The sequence below is a fragment of the Variovorax beijingensis genome (genome assembly GCF_003951285.1).
Taxonomy (GTDB): Bacteria; Pseudomonadota; Gammaproteobacteria; order Burkholderiales; family Burkholderiaceae_C; genus Variovorax; species Variovorax beijingensis.
Genome location: NZ_RXFQ01000012.1, coordinates 111,269 through 127,237, shown reverse-complemented (window position 1 = coordinate 127,237; position 15,969 = coordinate 111,269). Strand labels below are relative to the sequence as shown.

At 65.0% G+C, this 15,969-nt stretch carries 14 protein-coding genes and 1 pseudogene; 12 read left to right on the top strand and 3 right to left on the bottom strand.

The window, feature by feature from the left end:
- The first annotated feature begins 597 nt into the window (after window positions 1-597).
- Both EJO66_RS20875 and EJO66_RS33390 read left to right on the top strand, forming a co-directional pair.
- Window positions 598-954, top strand: a complete 357-nt coding sequence (locus EJO66_RS20875) for a hypothetical protein (RefSeq protein ID WP_125965960.1) — start codon at window positions 598-600, stop codon at window positions 952-954.
- A 1-nt stretch (window position 955) separates the two neighbouring features.
- Window positions 956-1,188: pseudogene (locus EJO66_RS33390) on the top strand (hypothetical protein); the annotation flags it as partial.
- A gap of 148 nt (window positions 1,189-1,336) precedes the next feature.
- Here the strand turns inward: EJO66_RS33390 and EJO66_RS20870 are convergent.
- Window positions 1,337-2,236 carry a LysR substrate-binding domain-containing protein gene (locus EJO66_RS20870; protein ID WP_124960068.1) on the bottom strand — a complete coding sequence of 300 codons (900 nt, stop codon included), beginning with the start codon at window positions 2,234-2,236 and terminating at the stop codon, window positions 1,337-1,339.
- Between the two features lie 105 nt (window positions 2,237-2,341).
- Here EJO66_RS20870 and EJO66_RS20865 point away from each other — a divergent pair, with 105 nt between their 5' ends.
- A complete protein-coding gene (locus EJO66_RS20865; RefSeq protein ID WP_124960067.1) occupies window positions 2,342-3,508 on the top strand; it encodes a mandelate racemase/muconate lactonizing enzyme family protein in 1,167 nt (388 codons plus the stop codon).
- A 27-nt stretch (window positions 3,509-3,535) separates the two neighbouring features.
- Complete coding sequence (locus EJO66_RS20860; protein WP_124960066.1) at window positions 3,536-4,513, top strand: tripartite tricarboxylate transporter substrate-binding protein; 978 nt, start codon at window positions 3,536-3,538, stop codon at window positions 4,511-4,513.
- A 30-nt stretch (window positions 4,514-4,543) separates the two neighbouring features.
- On the opposite strand, the gene EJO66_RS20855 is transcribed toward EJO66_RS20860, so the two are convergent.
- Window positions 4,544-5,527, bottom strand: coding sequence for a tripartite tricarboxylate transporter substrate-binding protein (locus tag EJO66_RS20855; protein ID WP_124960065.1), 984 nt, complete (start codon window positions 5,525-5,527; stop codon window positions 4,544-4,546).
- A gap of 187 nt (window positions 5,528-5,714) precedes the next feature.
- On the opposite strand from EJO66_RS20855, the gene EJO66_RS20850 reads away from it, so the two are divergent.
- Complete coding sequence (locus EJO66_RS20850; protein ID WP_125965959.1) at window positions 5,715-6,275, top strand: MarR family winged helix-turn-helix transcriptional regulator; 561 nt, start codon at window positions 5,715-5,717, stop codon at window positions 6,273-6,275.
- A 110-nt stretch (window positions 6,276-6,385) separates the two neighbouring features.
- Window positions 6,386-8,545 (top strand): YccS family putative transporter, encoded by a 2,160-nt coding sequence (gene yccS, locus EJO66_RS20845; RefSeq protein WP_124960085.1) that lies wholly within the window; start codon window positions 6,386-6,388, stop codon window positions 8,543-8,545.
- A 13-nt stretch (window positions 8,546-8,558) separates the two neighbouring features.
- Here the strand turns inward: yccS and EJO66_RS20840 are convergent, their stop codons facing one another.
- The gene (locus EJO66_RS20840; RefSeq protein WP_124960063.1) at window positions 8,559-9,467 is read right to left on the bottom strand and encodes an amidohydrolase family protein; all 909 of its coding nucleotides are present in this window, start codon (window positions 9,465-9,467) and stop codon (window positions 8,559-8,561) included.
- A gap of 203 nt (window positions 9,468-9,670) precedes the next feature.
- Here EJO66_RS20840 and EJO66_RS20835 point away from each other — a divergent pair, with 203 nt between their 5' ends.
- The 6 genes from EJO66_RS20835 (at window position 9,671) to EJO66_RS20810 (ending at window position 15,959) form a co-directional block, all read left to right on the top strand.
- Window positions 9,671-10,321: an aspartyl/asparaginyl beta-hydroxylase domain-containing protein gene (locus tag EJO66_RS20835; RefSeq protein ID WP_124960062.1), complete on the top strand. Its 651-nt coding sequence runs from the start codon at window positions 9,671-9,673 to the stop codon at window positions 10,319-10,321.
- 42 nt (window positions 10,322-10,363) lie between these two features.
- Complete coding sequence (locus EJO66_RS20830; protein WP_125965958.1) at window positions 10,364-12,112, top strand: hypothetical protein; 1,749 nt, start codon at window positions 10,364-10,366, stop codon at window positions 12,110-12,112.
- A gap of 62 nt (window positions 12,113-12,174) precedes the next feature.
- The gene (locus EJO66_RS20825) at window positions 12,175-13,263 is read left to right on the top strand and encodes a hypothetical protein (RefSeq protein WP_125965957.1); all 1,089 of its coding nucleotides are present in this window, start codon (window positions 12,175-12,177) and stop codon (window positions 13,261-13,263) included.
- 48 nt (window positions 13,264-13,311) lie between these two features.
- Window positions 13,312-13,683 carry an HAD family hydrolase gene (locus EJO66_RS20820; RefSeq protein WP_124960059.1) on the top strand — a complete coding sequence of 124 codons (372 nt, stop codon included), beginning with the start codon at window positions 13,312-13,314 and terminating at the stop codon, window positions 13,681-13,683.
- Window positions 13,680-15,239 (top strand): phosphotransferase, encoded by a 1,560-nt coding sequence (locus tag EJO66_RS20815; RefSeq protein ID WP_124960058.1) that lies wholly within the window; start codon window positions 13,680-13,682, stop codon window positions 15,237-15,239. Before EJO66_RS20820 ends, EJO66_RS20815 begins: the two co-directional genes overlap by 4 nt.
- A 3-nt stretch (window positions 15,240-15,242) precedes the next feature.
- The gene (locus EJO66_RS20810; RefSeq protein WP_124960057.1) at window positions 15,243-15,959 is read left to right on the top strand and encodes a glycosyltransferase family 2 protein; all 717 of its coding nucleotides are present in this window, start codon (window positions 15,243-15,245) and stop codon (window positions 15,957-15,959) included.
- Window positions 15,960-15,969 lie beyond the last annotated feature (10 nt).

Below are 15,969 nucleotides of genomic sequence, written 5' to 3'. Positions count from 1 at the left end.
TGGCCATGGACGATCGCGATTCCACGAACCGGCTCTTCCGAGAGCTGGGTGCTGGCGGGACAGTCACGACTCCCTAGGGCATTCAGCCTTGCGGTGACAATTGCGGCAAGTTGACCGACCGTTTCGGTGCTCAGTGGATGCTGAACCACGCGGAGTGAGAGCGTTGGCGGCGTGTCGTATCACCAACTGATATTGAATCGGGGCATCTTGGTCTGCGTCTGCTTCGGAGCAAATCGAAGGTCGACTCAGGATACCGCGCGGCAGCTCGGGCTTCGGCCACAGTCCGCCAAGAGCCGTCACTCGACGCTGACCTCCAGTTGTCGGCTTTAAGCGGAAGCGTGCCGTAAGGGACGTCGACGCATACGGCGGGCGAAGCTGACCTTCGCCATTTCTGAGCGCGTGGCCCTTGGCGAAGACCCTCAGCGCGATGCCCGGCGCTCGATGATGGTTTCGTGTGTAGTGCCAAGGGCGGATCGTCTCCTGACGGCCGGGTAGGCACCTGTGGTGAGTTCTGATTCCCGCCGGTAAATGCGCGCTCGTTGCTCGGATACCATCCTGTCGACGCACTTCCCCCTCACAGCACGACGACTCGATGACATGCGTACCGCCATTTACTACTCGCTGATGCTCCTGCTCGGATTTGCCTGGTACAAGTTCGGACAAAACTTACTTCGGAAGGGGCGTTGGGATGAGAACGGCGAACGCACCGAAGGACTTGTAGGGCCGGTGGGATTGCTCGTGACTACCGTCCTGACCTGCTACTTCTTGTTTGAGTTTTTGCGCGCGCTGGTTCGGGGTGAGGTGCCATGCGTCGGCAAGGCTTGCAGGATGCAGGTCTACACCCTGGCGGCAAATGCTGGCGACTACTGGGCCAACATGTTTTTCCTCGCTTGGATGGTGCTTGGCTTGAGCTATGCGGTGTACGTGACGCTCAAGATTTGGTTCCGAACGTAGAGCTGCTGGAGGGGTGGCAAACTGCGACGCGTGGTGGGCGGCGGCCCGTTTGCGACGGCCCGGCGCATCGAAGAGGACTGAGCAAGTCACCATCAGTGCCATCAACCGCAATTTCCCAGGTCGCTCAGTCCAGGGGCGCTGTGGCTGAGCAGTCCTTCCACCGTGGCAGCAAGCGCTCTCGCTGGCTACATCGTTTCGTTTTCTGGTCTTAAAGACGAGGTGGCTGTGGCCTGAAGCTGCCGAGACTGTCGTTTGCAGCGTCCGCTGTTGAGAGAGCCGAACGTCTCCTCAGGGCCACTGCTGCCTTACGGGTTGCCCAGACGGACGTCCGCAATGCAGTGCAAAGCGGCCTTACATTGTGGCTTCGTCCAACTGGCCGCGATCACACTCCAATCGCGGCATTCCAGAATGCGTTCGCGGCCTTCCCCAAAAGCTCGCTGTCGCGATAGAGCCTTATTTCCAAGGGAACTTCCCAATCGTTGCTCGCCGCGGCGACAAGCCGGCCCTGGTCGATATCGTCCTGCACCAGCGTCTGCGGCAACCACGCGATCCCCCTCCCGTCCAGCACCATCGTTCTGAGGACAGAGGCGAGATGGGCCGTGAAGACGGCCTGCGCCGGAACCGACTCCAGCCTGCGACCGATCACGGCGCGCATGATGCGTCCCAGCCCTGATTCCTCCGTGTACTGGAGCATGGGTACTGCAGGTCCGCCTTGGCGCGCGAGCCGATAGCGCGCGTGACCCTCCTCGTCCGGTGCCGACACCGCGATCAGCAGATCCTCACCGATCCGGGCCGACCTGTACGGCTCTGTATCCAGCGCCCCTTGCGCCTTGCCGTGCGCGTGGCTCAACACAAACTGGACCTTGCTTTGCAGCATCAGTGCTTCGCAACGCTGAAGCACGTCGGACATCAGTTGCACCGGCCCGAGCGTCGTATTCGATTCGAGGCCCCGCAACCATCGCGGCAGAAAAGTGAACGAGAGCGCATGCGTGGACGCGATGCGCAAGGTGATCGAACTGGCCTCGGCGACCTTCTTGGCGTCGCCCGGCACCCGCGCGACTCTGGCGATCAATTCCTGTGCCACGCCGGTGAACCATTCGCCGACTTCGGTCAGCTTGGCGGGTTGCGAACTCCTGTCGAAAAGCTCGGCACCGATCCACTCCTCCAGGGCACGAATGCGCCGGCTGAACGCGGGTTGGGAGCTGTGGCGGTCTTCCGCAGCGCGCGAAAAATTTCCAGTGGCAGCCAGGGCCACGAAGTCTTCAAGCCAGATCAGATTCATGTGCGGTTCGTCCAGTGCATGGAAGCAGCGAAAAGGAGCATTGGCCCAAACATCCCGCGCGGCGGACCATGGAGGCTCTCAGCCAAACACCCCCTGGAGCCAACCATGAAGATCGTCGAAATCCGCGAGAAAACCATTCCCATCAGCTCGCCCATCCGCAACGCCTACATCGACTTTAGCAAGATGACGCTGAGTCTTGTCGCGGTGATCACCGACGTGATCCGCGACGGCAAGCCGGTCGTCGGCTACGGTTTCAATTCGAACGGCCGCTATGGCCAGGGCAAGCTGATGCGCGAGCGGTTCATCCCGCGCATCCTCGAAGCAGATCCGGCTTCGCTCGTCGACGACACGGGCGACAACCTCGACCCGCACAAGATCTGGAACACGATGTTCACCAACGAGAAGCCAGGCGGCCATGGTGAACGCTCCGTGGCGATCGGCACGATCGACATGGCGGTGTGGGACGCCGTGGCCAAGATCGAAGGCAAGCCCCTCTTCCAGTTGCTGGCGGACCGCTACGGCGACGGAAAGCCGAACCGCAAGATCTTCGTCTACGCGGCGGGCGGCTACTACTACCCCGGGCAGGACCACAGGAAGCTCCAGGACGAGATGCGCAGCTACATCGACCGCGGCTACACGGTCGTCAAGAAAAAGATCGGCGGCGCCTCGCTCGACGAAGACCTTCGCCGCATCGATTCGATCATGGAAGTGCTGCAGGACGGCCAGAAGCTCTGCGTCGACGCGAACGGGCGCTTCGACCTCGAGACCGCCATCGCCTACGCCAAGGCGCTTTCGCAATACGACCTGTTCTGGTACGAAGAGCCGGGCGACCCGCTGGACTTCGAACTCCAGGCGGCGCTGCGCAACTTCTACAAGAACCCGATGGCCACGGGCGAAGATCTCTTCTCGATGCAGGATGCGCGCAACCTGATCCGATACGGCGGCATGCGCCCCGACCGCGACTGGCTGCAGTTCGACTGCGCGCTGAGCTACGGCCTGGTGGAGTACCTGCGCACGCTCGAGATGCTCAAGGAGCACGGCTGGTCGGCCAGCCGCTGCATCCCCCACGGCGGACACCAGATGTCGCTGAACATCGCCGCTGGGCTCGGACTGGGCGGCAACGAGTCCTACCCCGACCTGTTCCAGCCGTTCGGCGGATTCCCGGACGGCGTGAAGGTAGAGAACAGCCATGTGACCCTGCCCGACCTGCCTGGCATCGGCTTCGAAGGCAAGGCCGATCTGTATCGCGAGATGCGGGCGCTGTCGGCCTGACGCCCGAAAACCCAAGGAGACAAGACCATGATCCATCTTTGGCGCAGCGGCGCCAGCCTCGCCGTGCTCGGATTCGCTTCGTTGGCGTACGCAGAGTTTCCCGACAAGCCCGTCACGCTGGTCGTGCCTTTTGCCGCCGGAGGCCCGAGCGACAAGATCGCCCGGGACCTGGCCGAGGCGCTTCGCAAGCCGCTCGGCCAGACCGTCGTCGTCGACAACGCCGCCGGCGCGGGCGGCACGATCGGCTCGGCCAAGGTTGCCCGTGCCGCGCCGGACGGCTACACGCTGCTGGTGCATCACATCGGCATGGCCACCGCACCGGCCCTGTACCGCAAGCTCAGCTACAGGGTGCCGGAGGATTTCGAAACCCTGGGTCTTGTCAACGAAGCGCCCTCGGTGCTGATAGGCAAGCCGAGCCTCGCCGCCGGCAACTTCGCCGAGTTGCGCCAGTGGATCGCGTCGAATGGCGGCAAGGTGAACCTCGCCAACGCGGGGATCGGCTCCGCATCGCACCTGTGCGGCCTGATGCTCCAAAGCGCGCTGAAGACGAGCATGACGCCCGTGCCCTACAAAGGGACCGCGCCGGCGATGACGGACCTCATTGCCGGCCAGGTCGATGTGATGTGCGAACAGGCGACCAACGCGGTGCCGCAGATCGAGGGCAAGAAGGTCAAGGTCTACGGCATCACCAGCTTGCAGCGGCTACCACTCGCGGCGCTGAAGGACACGCCGACCCTGTCTGAAGCCGGACTGAAAGACTTCAACGTCCAAGTCTGGCACGGCTTGTACGCACCGCGCGGCACGCCTCCCGCAGTGCTCGCCAAGCTCAACGCCGCACTGCGCACCGCGTTGAAAGATCCTGATCTGATCAAGCGGGAGGAGGCGCTCGGCCTCACGGTTGTCAGTGACGACCGACTCGACCCTGCCGGCCACAGGAAATACCTTGAAGCCGAAAAGGCGCGGTGGTCGAAGGTGATCAAGGACGCCGGCGAATACGCCGACTGATGCGACGAGGGCAGCGGGCCGGTGAACCGCTCAGGGCTGGAAGCCCGAGCGCCGCACCACCGGCTCCCACTGCTGGCGGAAGGCCTTGAGCATCTGCACGGTCTCGGCCTGCGTGCTCACGATGGGCGTGATGTAGGCGGCGTTGGCGGCCTTCTGCAGCGCCGGGTCCTGCATGACCTCGCGGATCTTGGTGGACAGCAGCTGCACCTTGGCCGGGGGCATCGAGGCGGGAGCGAAGAAGGTGTTCCAGCCGTCGGCATCGATCTTCATGCCGGCCTCGCGGAAGGTGGGGATGGTCGGCGCGAAGCTCGCGCGCTTCTTGCCAGACACGGCCAGGATGCGGATCTTGCCGGCCACGTGCTGGCCGTAGAGCGAGTCGAGGGTGTCGATGGCGATCGGCAGGCTGCCGCCGCTCAGGTCGGCCGACAGCGGCGCCGAGCCGCCGTAGCCCTTGATCTGCGGCTGCACGCTCAGCGCGTCGCCCACCATCAGGCCGAAGAAGTGCGGCAGGCTGCCGGTGGCCGGTACGCCGAAGACGGCCTCTTCCGGATGCGCCCAGAGCCGGCCGACCAGGAACATCGCGCGGTCGAGCTGCAGCTTGTTGCCCACGGCCAGCGCGAAGTCGTAGCTGCTGACCTGCGACACCGGCACGAAGTCTTTCTCGGCGTCGTAGCCCGCGTCCTTGAAGACGAGCGGCGCCACCACCATCACCGCGGGGTTGCCGAGCATCAGCACGTTCTGCGCCGCGGGCGCGCGCTTGACCTCCTTGGCCGCGAGCCGGCCGCCTTCGCCGGGGCGGTTCTCCACCGTGACGGCCACGCCGAGCTTCGGGCCCAGCCGCTCGGCGACCATGCGCGCGATGCGGTCGGTGCTGCCGCCGGCGGTGTAGCCGACCACGAGCGTGAGCGCGCCATCGAGCGCGGGCGCCTGGGCGTGGGCCAGGGGAGCGGCGGCACCGGCGGCGAGCGCCAGGCACCATGCCGTGAGCTTGCGCCGGGAAAGGAATGCGGTCATCGGATCTTCCTGCTTGCAGTGGTGGCGACCGGGCGCGCGCAGGACTTCACGGCGACAATCGCCGGCCCACATTCGTTTCTTCCCGTGTCATTTGTTACATGGTTATACGCACGCAACAAACAGTTGATCTAATCCATCATTTCCGCGCGAGGCGCGCGAACGACACCGCCTTGACGGACCCGACCTGATGCACGACACGCAAGGCATGCAAGCCTTCCCCGACGCCAGCGCCCTGTGCGCGCCCCGCTCCCTGGACGAGCTGCTGCTGTACCGGCTTTCGCGCGCGGTGCGCACCGCCAGCGGCATGGCCACGCGCCTGGTCGAGGGCGGCTTCGGCATCACGCGGCGCGAGTGGGGAATGATCGGCACGCTCGCGCGGCACGGCGAGATGACATCCTCGGCGCTGGCCTCGCACCTGCAGCTGGACCGCGTGCGCACCTCGCGCGGCCTGCGCAGCCTGGTCGAGAAGAAGCTGGTCTCGCGCCGGCAGGACGAGGAAGACCGCCGCAGCGTGCATGTCCGCCTGAGCCCCTCGGGCCGTGAGCTCTTCGAGCGGGTGTTCCCGCGCATCGCGGCGCTCAACACCGATCTGCTCGCGGGCATCGCGCCTGCGCAGCTCGACGTGTTCCTGCAGTGCCTGCAGCACCTCGAACAGCGCGCCGGCGCGCTGAGCGCACAGGGCGTGGTGGCGGAGAAGGCCGACCGGCGCGCGGGCGGCACGCGCCACCGCTGGCCCGAGGCGGGCTGAATCCCGCGGACGCGGCCGCAGCACAGGCCGCGCGCTGGCACGCATCGTGCACAACGATGGCAATGCCTTTTCTTTTCTCCCTCGATCTTTTCCACCGGCGCCTTCGCTGGATGGCGGGCCGCGCCCAGCCGCTGCGAGTGTTGCTCACGCTCGGCAGCCTGATGGCCATCGGCAGCCTCTACGGGCATGCCGAAGCCATGACGCCGCTGTTCCTGGGTGCCATTGCAAGCGCACTGGCCGAGACCGACGACAGCGGCCCGGGCCGGCTGCGCGCGCAGGCCGTCACGCTGCTGTGCTTCGCGGCGGCGGCCTTCGCGGTCGTGTCGTGGATCGACCACCCCGTGCTCTTCGTCCCGGGGCTGGCGCTGGCCGCGTTCTCGCTGACGATGCTGGGTGCGATCGAGCCGCGCTACAAGGCCGTCGGCTTCGCCACGCTCATTCTGGCGGTCTACGCCATGCTGGGCATCGACGGCAGCGCGGCCGCACCGGGCGGCGCCGGCCGGCTCCACGAGGCCTTGCTGCTGCTGGCGGGCGCGGCCTGGTATGGCGTGTTCTCGGTGGCGTGGTGCACGCTCTTCCCGGCCCAGCCGGTGCAGGCGCAGCTGGCGGGGCTGTTCCGCGTGCTGGGCGACTACGTGTGTTTCAAGGCCTCGCTCTTCGAGCCGCTGCGCGGCATCGACATGGAGCGCAAGCGGCTGTCGCTCGCGCAGCTCAACACGCAGGTGGTGGCCGGGCTCAACGCCGCCAAGGAAGGCATCTTCCGGCGCATCGGCAGCACGCGCGCGCCCACCGGCCGCATCGTGCGCTACCGCGGCCTCTACCTGATAGCGCAGGACGTGCACGAGCGCGCGACCTCCTCGCACGACGACTACAACGCGCTGGCCGATGCCTTCTTCCACAGCGACCTGCTCTACCGCTGCCAGCGTGTGCTGACCCTGCAGGGCGAGGCCTGCCGGCGGCTCGCCCTGTCCATCGAGCGGCGCGAACCCTTTGCCGCCGATCCGGCCACCGGCCACGCGCTCGCGGAGCTGCGCAGCGCCATCGATCACGAGCGCGCACAGCAGCGCGAACCGCGCCGGGCGGCACTGCTCGCGTCCGTCGAGGCCATGGCGTGGAACCTGGCGCAGCTCGAGCGGCAGCTCGCCGGCGCCACCGAGCCCTCGGCCCGCGCCGGGCGCGCCGACATGGGCCTGTTCGACCGCTCGCCGCGTTCAGCGCGCGAGATGGTGGAGCGCGTGCGGGGCCAGTTCACGCCGCGCTCGGCGCTGTTCCGCCATGCGCTGCGGCTGGCGGCCGCGCTGGTGGCCGGCTATGGCGTGATGCTGCTGATCCATCCGGTGCGCGGCTACTGGATCCTGCTGACCACGCTGTTCGTCTGCCAGCAGGCCTGGGGCGACACGGTGTCGCGCGTCGGCCAGCGCATCGCGGGCACGGCGGTCGGCGTGGTGGCCGGCTGGGCGCTGCTGGTGCTTTTTCCCCAGCCCTGGGCGCAGTCGCTGCTGGCGGTGGCCGCAGGCGTTTTCTTCTTCGCCACGCGCGCGACCCGCTACCTGCTGGCGACCGCGGCCGTCACGGTGCTGGTGCTGATGTGCTTCAACCAGGTGGGCGACAGCGACGCGCTGATGGTGCCGCGCCTGATCGACACCGCCATCGGCAGCCTGATTGCCGCGCTCGCGATGGTGCTGGTGCTGCCGCACTGGCAGGCGCGGCGTTTCAGCGACCTGGCGGCAGCAGCGATGCGCAACCACGCACACTACCTGCGGCAGATCGCGGGCCAGTACCGCTCGGGCGCGCGCGACGACCTGGCCTACCGGCTCGCGAGGCGCAACGCCCACAACGCCGATGCGACGCTGTCCACCGCCGTGTTCGAGATGTTCCGCGAACCCGGCTTCGCGCGGCCGCGCGCGGGCACGGCGCTGCGCTTCCTGATCCAGTCGCACACGCTGCTGAGCTACCTCTCGGCGCTCGGCGCGCATCGCGTGGCGCTGCATGCGCCGCAGCAGTTGGAAGCGCTGCGCGCGGAAGCCGAGGGCGCCGCGGCGGCGCTGGATGCGCTGGCGTCGTACGTGGAAGGCGGTTTGCCGGAAGCCGTAGCCGAGCCGGTAGATCTTGCGCTGCCGGAAGCACTGCCCCAGGGGAGCGATGCCGGCGACCACGCCGCGCGACTGTTACGCAACGAGCTTGCGCTGGTCCGCCAGCAGATCGAGGCGCTGCGCGAACAGGCCGGGCGATGGCTGCAGCCGCAGCCCGAAGGCACCGCCGGCAACTGAGCGGCCGAACCGCTCAGCGCACGTCAAACAGCGCGGCCGCGTTGCCCCAGGCGATGCGCCGCGCCGCGTCGGGCGGCAGGTCGCCGAGCCAGGTGCGGTAGCCGCGCATGATCTCGTCGTAGGCGCTCCAGCGCTGGTTCACCCAGGTGTCGGAGCCGATCATGAAGCGCTCGGGGTACTTGAGGATCAACGCACGCCACTCGGGACAGAGCCTGCCGCCCTCGCAGGTCAGCCCCGGCCGGTAAGAGAGTTCGCCCATCAGCAGCGGGTAGCGCTCCAGCAAGGCCTGCACCCGCTCGATGGGCGCGCCGCCGATGCCCGTGTGGGCCCAGATCAGCCGAAGGTCCCGGCCCTTCGACGGCGCGTTGGCCATCAGGAGATCGATCGCCACGTCGTCGACATGCGCGAGCACCGCGAGCTTCTGCCGCTCCGCCAGCGCGATCAGCTTCCTGGCCACCGGGCCGTTGGCATGGGCGCTCTCGTACAGATGGAACTCGCCGAGCCCGCGGTAGGGCCCGCTCGCGGTGCCGCGCGCCAGCTCGGCCTGCACCATGTCGTGGATCGTCTCGTCACGGAACCAGTTGCTGTAGTCGTCGCGGTTGCGGTACAGCCGCACGAAAGGCACCACGGTCACGCCCGCGGCGCGGGTCTCGCGCGCAGCCGCCAGGGTTTGCGTGCCGGCGTTGGGACGCGAGTTGGCAATGATGGCCTTCACGTTGTTGCGCTGCATTCGCGCGAGTGCCTCGGCGGGCGGATAGGGCCCGGTGTTGCCGTCCCAGGCTTCCTGGTTGTAGTGCAGGTGCGTGTCGAACAGCGGGCCGGCGTAGGGCGGCGGGCTCTGGGCGGCCTGGCCGTAGGCCTGGGGCGCCACGGCAAAGAAGGTGGCCAGGACAAGGGCCGCGAGGGGCGGGATGGCTCTCATGGGTGTCGTGAGGGTGGAACCCCGCCTATTCTGAACCTGACGAACCGAACGGCGAGAGGAAGCGAAGGGCCTGGACCCGGCTCGCGGTTCCGTGATTTCCGGCATGCGCGCCTTTCGCAGCCGGTGCTAGTATGTGTATCAATTGTATAAATCGGCAAAGAAGATGGCTTTTTTGCTCGGGCATGGAAGGACGAGAAGACACCATGAAGCGCTCGAAAGACGTCATGTTCGCGAGATTGGCTGATTTCAAGGTCGATCCGGAAAAGCTTCGCGCCCACTTCCTGGACCACGTCAAGCAGCAGCCGGCCGTGCCCTACCGAGACAACCGGGTCGACTACATCGGCTGGGCCGTCACCAGCCGCGACGGCACCTTGGCGGACGGCATCCGGCGCATCGCCCCGACGCAGGCCGCCGCTCCCAGCCGGGGAGTCACGCCCACCGAGGTGTGCACGGGCTACCTCGCCGAGGTCATGGAGGGCCTGCATCATCGCGGCATCGAGCACTTTCGCGCCCGCATCATGCAGCTCGAGAGCGAAGGCGAAGAGATGCCGCTGCACACCGATGCGCTCAGGGAGACATGGCGGCTGCACATTCCGATCATCACCAATCCCAATTGCTTCTTCGAATGGCAGCGTGCCGATGGCAGCATCGAGAGCGTGCACCTGCCTGCAGACGGTTCTGCATGGCTGGTGCGGGTGGACCTGAGCCATCGCGCGGTCAATCGCAGCAACGAGCCATCGAATCGCGTCCATCTGTTGATGGGCCTGAGCCCCGGCCCCGATTTCTCGATGCTCGCCGAGCCCCGGCTGCCCGTGCTGCAGGAAGCGCCTGCCGCTGCAGAGCGGACCGCATGACCGGCGCCTCCGCCGGAACGCGCCGAGCCGCCGAGGCGTGAAATGGACAGCTTCAACGAATGGCGCTGCGTCGCGGACATGGACGCGGACCTGCAGGCCTTCAGCAAGTCGGACCAGCTGGAACTGAGCCTGTATCGCTTGCGCCGTGCCCTGGAAGAGGGCCATGACTTCGCGAAAGACATTCTCTCGAGATACCACGACGGCCTGATCCTCTCGGGCAACGCCAACGCTGCGCTCGAATTGAGATCCGGCGGGCGATGGAAGGACGCATTCGAGAAGAAGGACTCCGAAGCGATCGACATCGCATCCACGCAGTTGATCGTGGGACAGATCGGTCACTTTGCGCGAAAGCTGGAGGAAACGATCGACGCATCTCCCTTCGGCTTCGCCACCTACCTGGCGGGCCTCAAACGGCACCATGGGGCAACCTACACGAGTGCCGCGGGCATTGCCAGGCCGCTGATTGAAAACAAGGCCTTCAAGAACACGCGGGACAAGGCCGCCCTGATGCTGGCGATCGAGGGGTTTCGCGCTTACGGGGAAGACATCGGCAAGGAAACGCTGATCGATTTCCTCGAGCGGTACAACCACGAAGTCCTGTGCAAGTTCTTCCAGACCGTGCTTCCGAAGAATGTAGAGATCTTCAGGAATTTCGTCCTGGAGATGCTGCAGGACGACAAGGGGGTGCGCTGCCTGAACGAGGCCGCCATATGCCGCCTCCTGATCCTGGGCTATGCATTGCTGGACCATGCCGTCTATGACCGCGTGCTCAACCAGGTGCACGATCTTTACCCGGCGCCCGCCCCCGGCTATGCCGGGCCGGCGCAGTCCAGCGCAAGAATCGCGCGCGCCTTTTGCGTCGACGCCAGGCGCCCGATCACGGTTTCCAGAAGGCACCTGAATATTGCCGTTTGCGTTTCGGGCCAGTTGAGGGGATACGCCAAGGCTTTCGAGACCTGGAAAAATCTCCACCTTCACGAGCATCGCGTCAAATATTTTGTGCACACCTGGGAGGACACCGGCTGGCGGCTTCCCGACCCGATCTCGGGCAATGGTGTCGACAGGATATTCAAGTACACGCCATTTGCCGCGGCCTACAAGCAGGCGGGATTTCTATACGGCATGGAAGCCCTGAAGAAATCCTATCCAAACTTCTTCTCGCTGTTGGCCGTTTCCTCGACCGTGAGCGAATCGGACATCCGGGCGGTCTACGGGACCGATGCGAAGGTCGTGATCGAAAGCCATCAACGGCCTGAATTCGAGAACGACGCCAACAACCAGCGCAAGATGTTCTACAAGATCCAGGAGGCGCACCGCCTGATGGAAGAGGATGGGGAGGCCTATGACCTGGTGCTCAGGATCCGGCCGGACCGCGCCTTCCGGCCTGGAGAGAGCAAGCCCGACTGGATGAAGATGGCCGAGGAATGCCGCAAGCAGCGCCTGATCTACTTCAACAACCTGATGATCACGAAGACCCTCTATGCAGGGGATCAATTCGCCATCGGATCCGTCGATTCCATGCGCTGCTACGCCAATACCCTCGCGCTTCAGACACAGGCCGCCCAGGAAGGGTGGTTCGGATTTCCAAGGCGCCTGCGGTCTCATTGCTCCCTGGCGCATGCCCTGCTCTTCCAGGGCGTGCGGCGCGAGCCGCTGCAGGACATCCATCCGACCGAAGCCATGCCGGCGGCATCGTACGGCCGGGGGGAACTCAAGAGAATGTTGAGCGCCGACTTGCCTTCAGGGCCCCTGAGCGAGATGGACAAGTTGCTCTGGAATTCCCTGAACTGAAGAGTTGTCCGTCGATCGAGCCTCGCCTGGCGAGCCATGCAGGATATGCAACAGGAGCAGCAATGCCGGCCAAGAAATCGCCATGGAAGCAACTGATCGCGGGCGCAGCGATCGCCTGTGTACTGGGCTCTGCTTCCTCAGTTCTGGCGCAGGACCTGCAGGAGGCGCCCGCATGCAGAGCCTCGAGGAATCCGCACAGGCTGGAGCTGGAGCAGAAGTTCGAGTTCAACGGCATCCGGGTCTTCTACACCCAGTCAGGGCCGCACGCGCTGTACACCAGCGTGGATCTGAATCGCAACGGCGTGCCCGACATCGTCGAGGACGCGGCATTGCACCTGGACACGGTCCGGCAGATATTCAACCGGAACGGCTTTCGCGACCCGCTGCGCAGCACCAGGTTCCGGCGCGCCGAATCCATCGACATCGACTTCCTGGACTTCGGCACCTACAGCGAGGAGAACGCGAAGAAAAGGGGACTGTCGTTCTCCGGCGTGGTGCGCTACCCCGGCAGCCGCAACCGCGATGACAGATGCTCGATCTCCATCGGCATCAATTCCACAATGCGCGGAAATCATGAGCGGGTGAAGGACTACCTCATCCCGCATGAGCTGTTCCACCTGTACCAGTACGGCTACACCATGTTCCGCGCGAGCTGGTTCCTCGAAGGCATGGCGAAATGGGCGGAATGGGTCACGCTCGCAGAGAACGAGCGCAATCGCGAAATGTGGAGCACCCCGCTTCCTTCCTCGCAGAAGGAGCTCAACGAGCGGGTTTTCTTCAACCCGAATCCTTATGACGTGAGGCACTTCTGGAACCGGCTGGCCGAACTCGCCAAGAGCCAGGACGCGCCGATGATCGTCCCTGAAGAATTGCGCAGCAGAAGGTTTGCCGATGGAACGCCGGTGATCCGGGACCAGGTCTGGCGCGGACATTCCCTGATGCTGAAGATTCTTCAGGAACTCGATGAAGACGACGACAAGGTCACGCGGGAAAAGAACCGGCAGCCGAACCAGTGGACCAACGAAGACCAGCGTTCGACCGCGAACAACCCGATCTTGATGAAGGCCGTTCAGCGCGCCGTGGGTTCCTTCCGGATCTCCACGCCGGAGGTCGTGCGGTTTCTGGCCCTCGATCCGGCATCGCCGGGCTGAAGATGCCGTCGACCGCAAAGCCATATTCCGAGAACAGAGGCAAATGAATTGAAGCGATTGATCTTCGATCTGGACCATACCTTGTGCATCGCGGAGGCCAAGGACTATGCGAACGCCCGCCCGCGGCTGGAGATGATCGATCGGCTCCGCAGCTATCAGGCGATGGGGTTCTCCATCGCGATATACACCAGCCGCAACGTCAACAGCTTTGCCGGCAACATCGGAAAGATCAACGCCCACACCTTGCCGATCATCATCGACTGGCTGGGCCGCCATGACGTGCCCTACGACGAGATCCACGTGGGCAAACCCTGGTGCGGCGAAGAAGGTTTCTATGTGGATGACCGCGCCATCCGTCCTTCGGAGTTCCTGAAATACAGCCAGGAAGAAATCGCCCGATTGCTGGAGCATGAGAAGTGATCATCATCACTTCCGCCGCCTACGTCGATTCAGAACTGCAATCGGAATTCGGCCGCCTGCCGCCGGCCTTCCTGCCCGTTGGCAACCGCCGCCTGTTCCTGCGGCAGCTTTCGGTACTGCACACGCACTTTCCCGCCGAGAGCATCTATCTCTCACTGCCCGAAAGCTACGCCATCGCGCATCGGGATGCGCGCGCGCTGGAAGCCCAGGCGATCCAGGTGCTGCGGGTGCCCGACGGCCTGACCCTGGCCGATTCGCTGCTTTTCTCGATCAACACCGTCGGCAGCTACGACGAGGGGCTTCGCATCCTGCTTGGCGACACGCTGATCCTCGACCTTCCGGCCGCCTGGGACTGCCTTTGCGTGGCCGAGTCGGCCGACGACTACGACTGGCACGTCGACCAGGGTTCGGGCGCCGGGGCGCGGGTCTGGTGCGGCTACTTTGCGTTTGAATCGGTCAGCCGGCTGGCAAAGTGCCTCGTCGCCGCGCGCGGATCGTTCGAGAAGGCCGTGTCCGCCTATGACGAAGCCTGCTACCTGCAGCGCATCCACTCCGAGAAGTGGTCGGACTTCGGCCACGTCAACACCTTCTACCGCTCGCGAGCCCAGATCACCACGCAGCGCTCCTTCAACGACTTGATGATCGGCGACCGCCGCGTCCGCAAGACGGGCCGCCCCGCTGAAAAGATCAAGGCCGAGGCCCAGTGGTTCGACGCATTGCCTTCCCGCCTGCGCGTGTATGTGCCGCAATTGCTGAGCCACGGCCAGGTGGATCCGGACGGGTATGGCTACGAGCTCGAATACATGTGCATGGCGCCGCTCAACGAGCTGTATGTGCATGGCCGCAACTCCACGGCGTTCTGGTCCCGGGTGTTCAAGCACCTGGCCGACTGGCTCAGCGCCTGCCAGGCCGCCGTGCCCCTGACCGGGAACGAGCGGCAATTGGTGGAGGAGGACAGCCGGGGAATGCTGGGGGAAAAGACCCGCGAGCGCATGCATGCCTATGCCGCGAGCAGCGGCTTGAGCCTTTCGGCACCGACCCGCCTGAACGGGCGCCCACTGCCATCGTTGTCGGACATGCTGCAGCGCTGCGTCGAGGCTGCGGCGCGCGTGCCGCTGGTGCCGGGCGTGATGCACGGCGACCTGTGCTTCAGCAACATCCTGTTCGACACGCGCTCGGACTGCATCAAGGTGATCGACCCGCGCGGCCTCAATTTCCGGGGTGAACCGAGACTGCTGGGCGACCTGCGCTACGACCTCGCGAAGATCGCGCATTCGGTGATCGGCCTGTACGACTACATCGTCGCGGATGCGTTCGATGTGGACGATGGCACGGGGCTGGATTTCCACTTGCGCATCCACGCCGATGAAGACGCCGCTGCGATCCAGAAGCTGTTTGCCGGCCTGCCCCTGCTGAACGGCATGACGGCGCGCCATGTTGCGCCGGTCACCGTGATGCTGTTCCTGTCCATGCTGCCGCTGCACCAGGACAACCCGCGCCGCCAGCGCGCCATGCTTGCCAATGCATTGCGCCTGTTCGAGCAAATGGAGCACTGAAAGATGTTTGTCATTCCCATGATGGGCAAGAGCCGCCGCTTCACGGAGGCCGGCTATGCGCTGCCCAAATACCGCCTGCCGCTGCACGGCCAGACCGTTTTCTTTCATGTCGTGAAGTCGTTCGAGCACTACTTCCAGGACGACCTTTTTCTTTTCGTGGTGCGGCGCGATCACGAGATTGCGGAGCACCTGAGGCAGGAGCTGAAGAACCTGGGCGTCAAGGAATTCCGCATCGTCGAGCTGGAAGGAGACACCCTCGGCCAGGCCGACTCCGTCTACCGCGGGCTGCAGCAGCTTCGGTCCGATGAGCCCGTGTACATCTTCAACATCGACACCATCAGGCCGGGGTTCAGAAAATCCGAGCTGGCCGCCGATGCGCTGGGCTACCTGGAGGTATTCGAAGGCGACGGCGATCACTGGTCGTTCGTCGAACCCGGCCCCGGCCATGCGGTGCTCCGCACGACCGAGAAGGAGCGCATCTCCAACCTGTGCAGCGACGGCCTCTATCACTTCGCCGACGCCCGCACCTTCAACGAAGCCTATGAGCACCAGCTGGCCAACAAGCTCGTGAATCGCGGCGAATACTACGTCGCGCCTTGCTACAACATGCTGATCCAGAACGGCGGACGCGTTGCCTACGAACTGATCGACCGAAGCGAGATCGTCTTTTGTGGAACCCCGCAGGAATATGAAGAAGCTGCCGCAAGAAAATGGGCATGAAGCCGCCGTT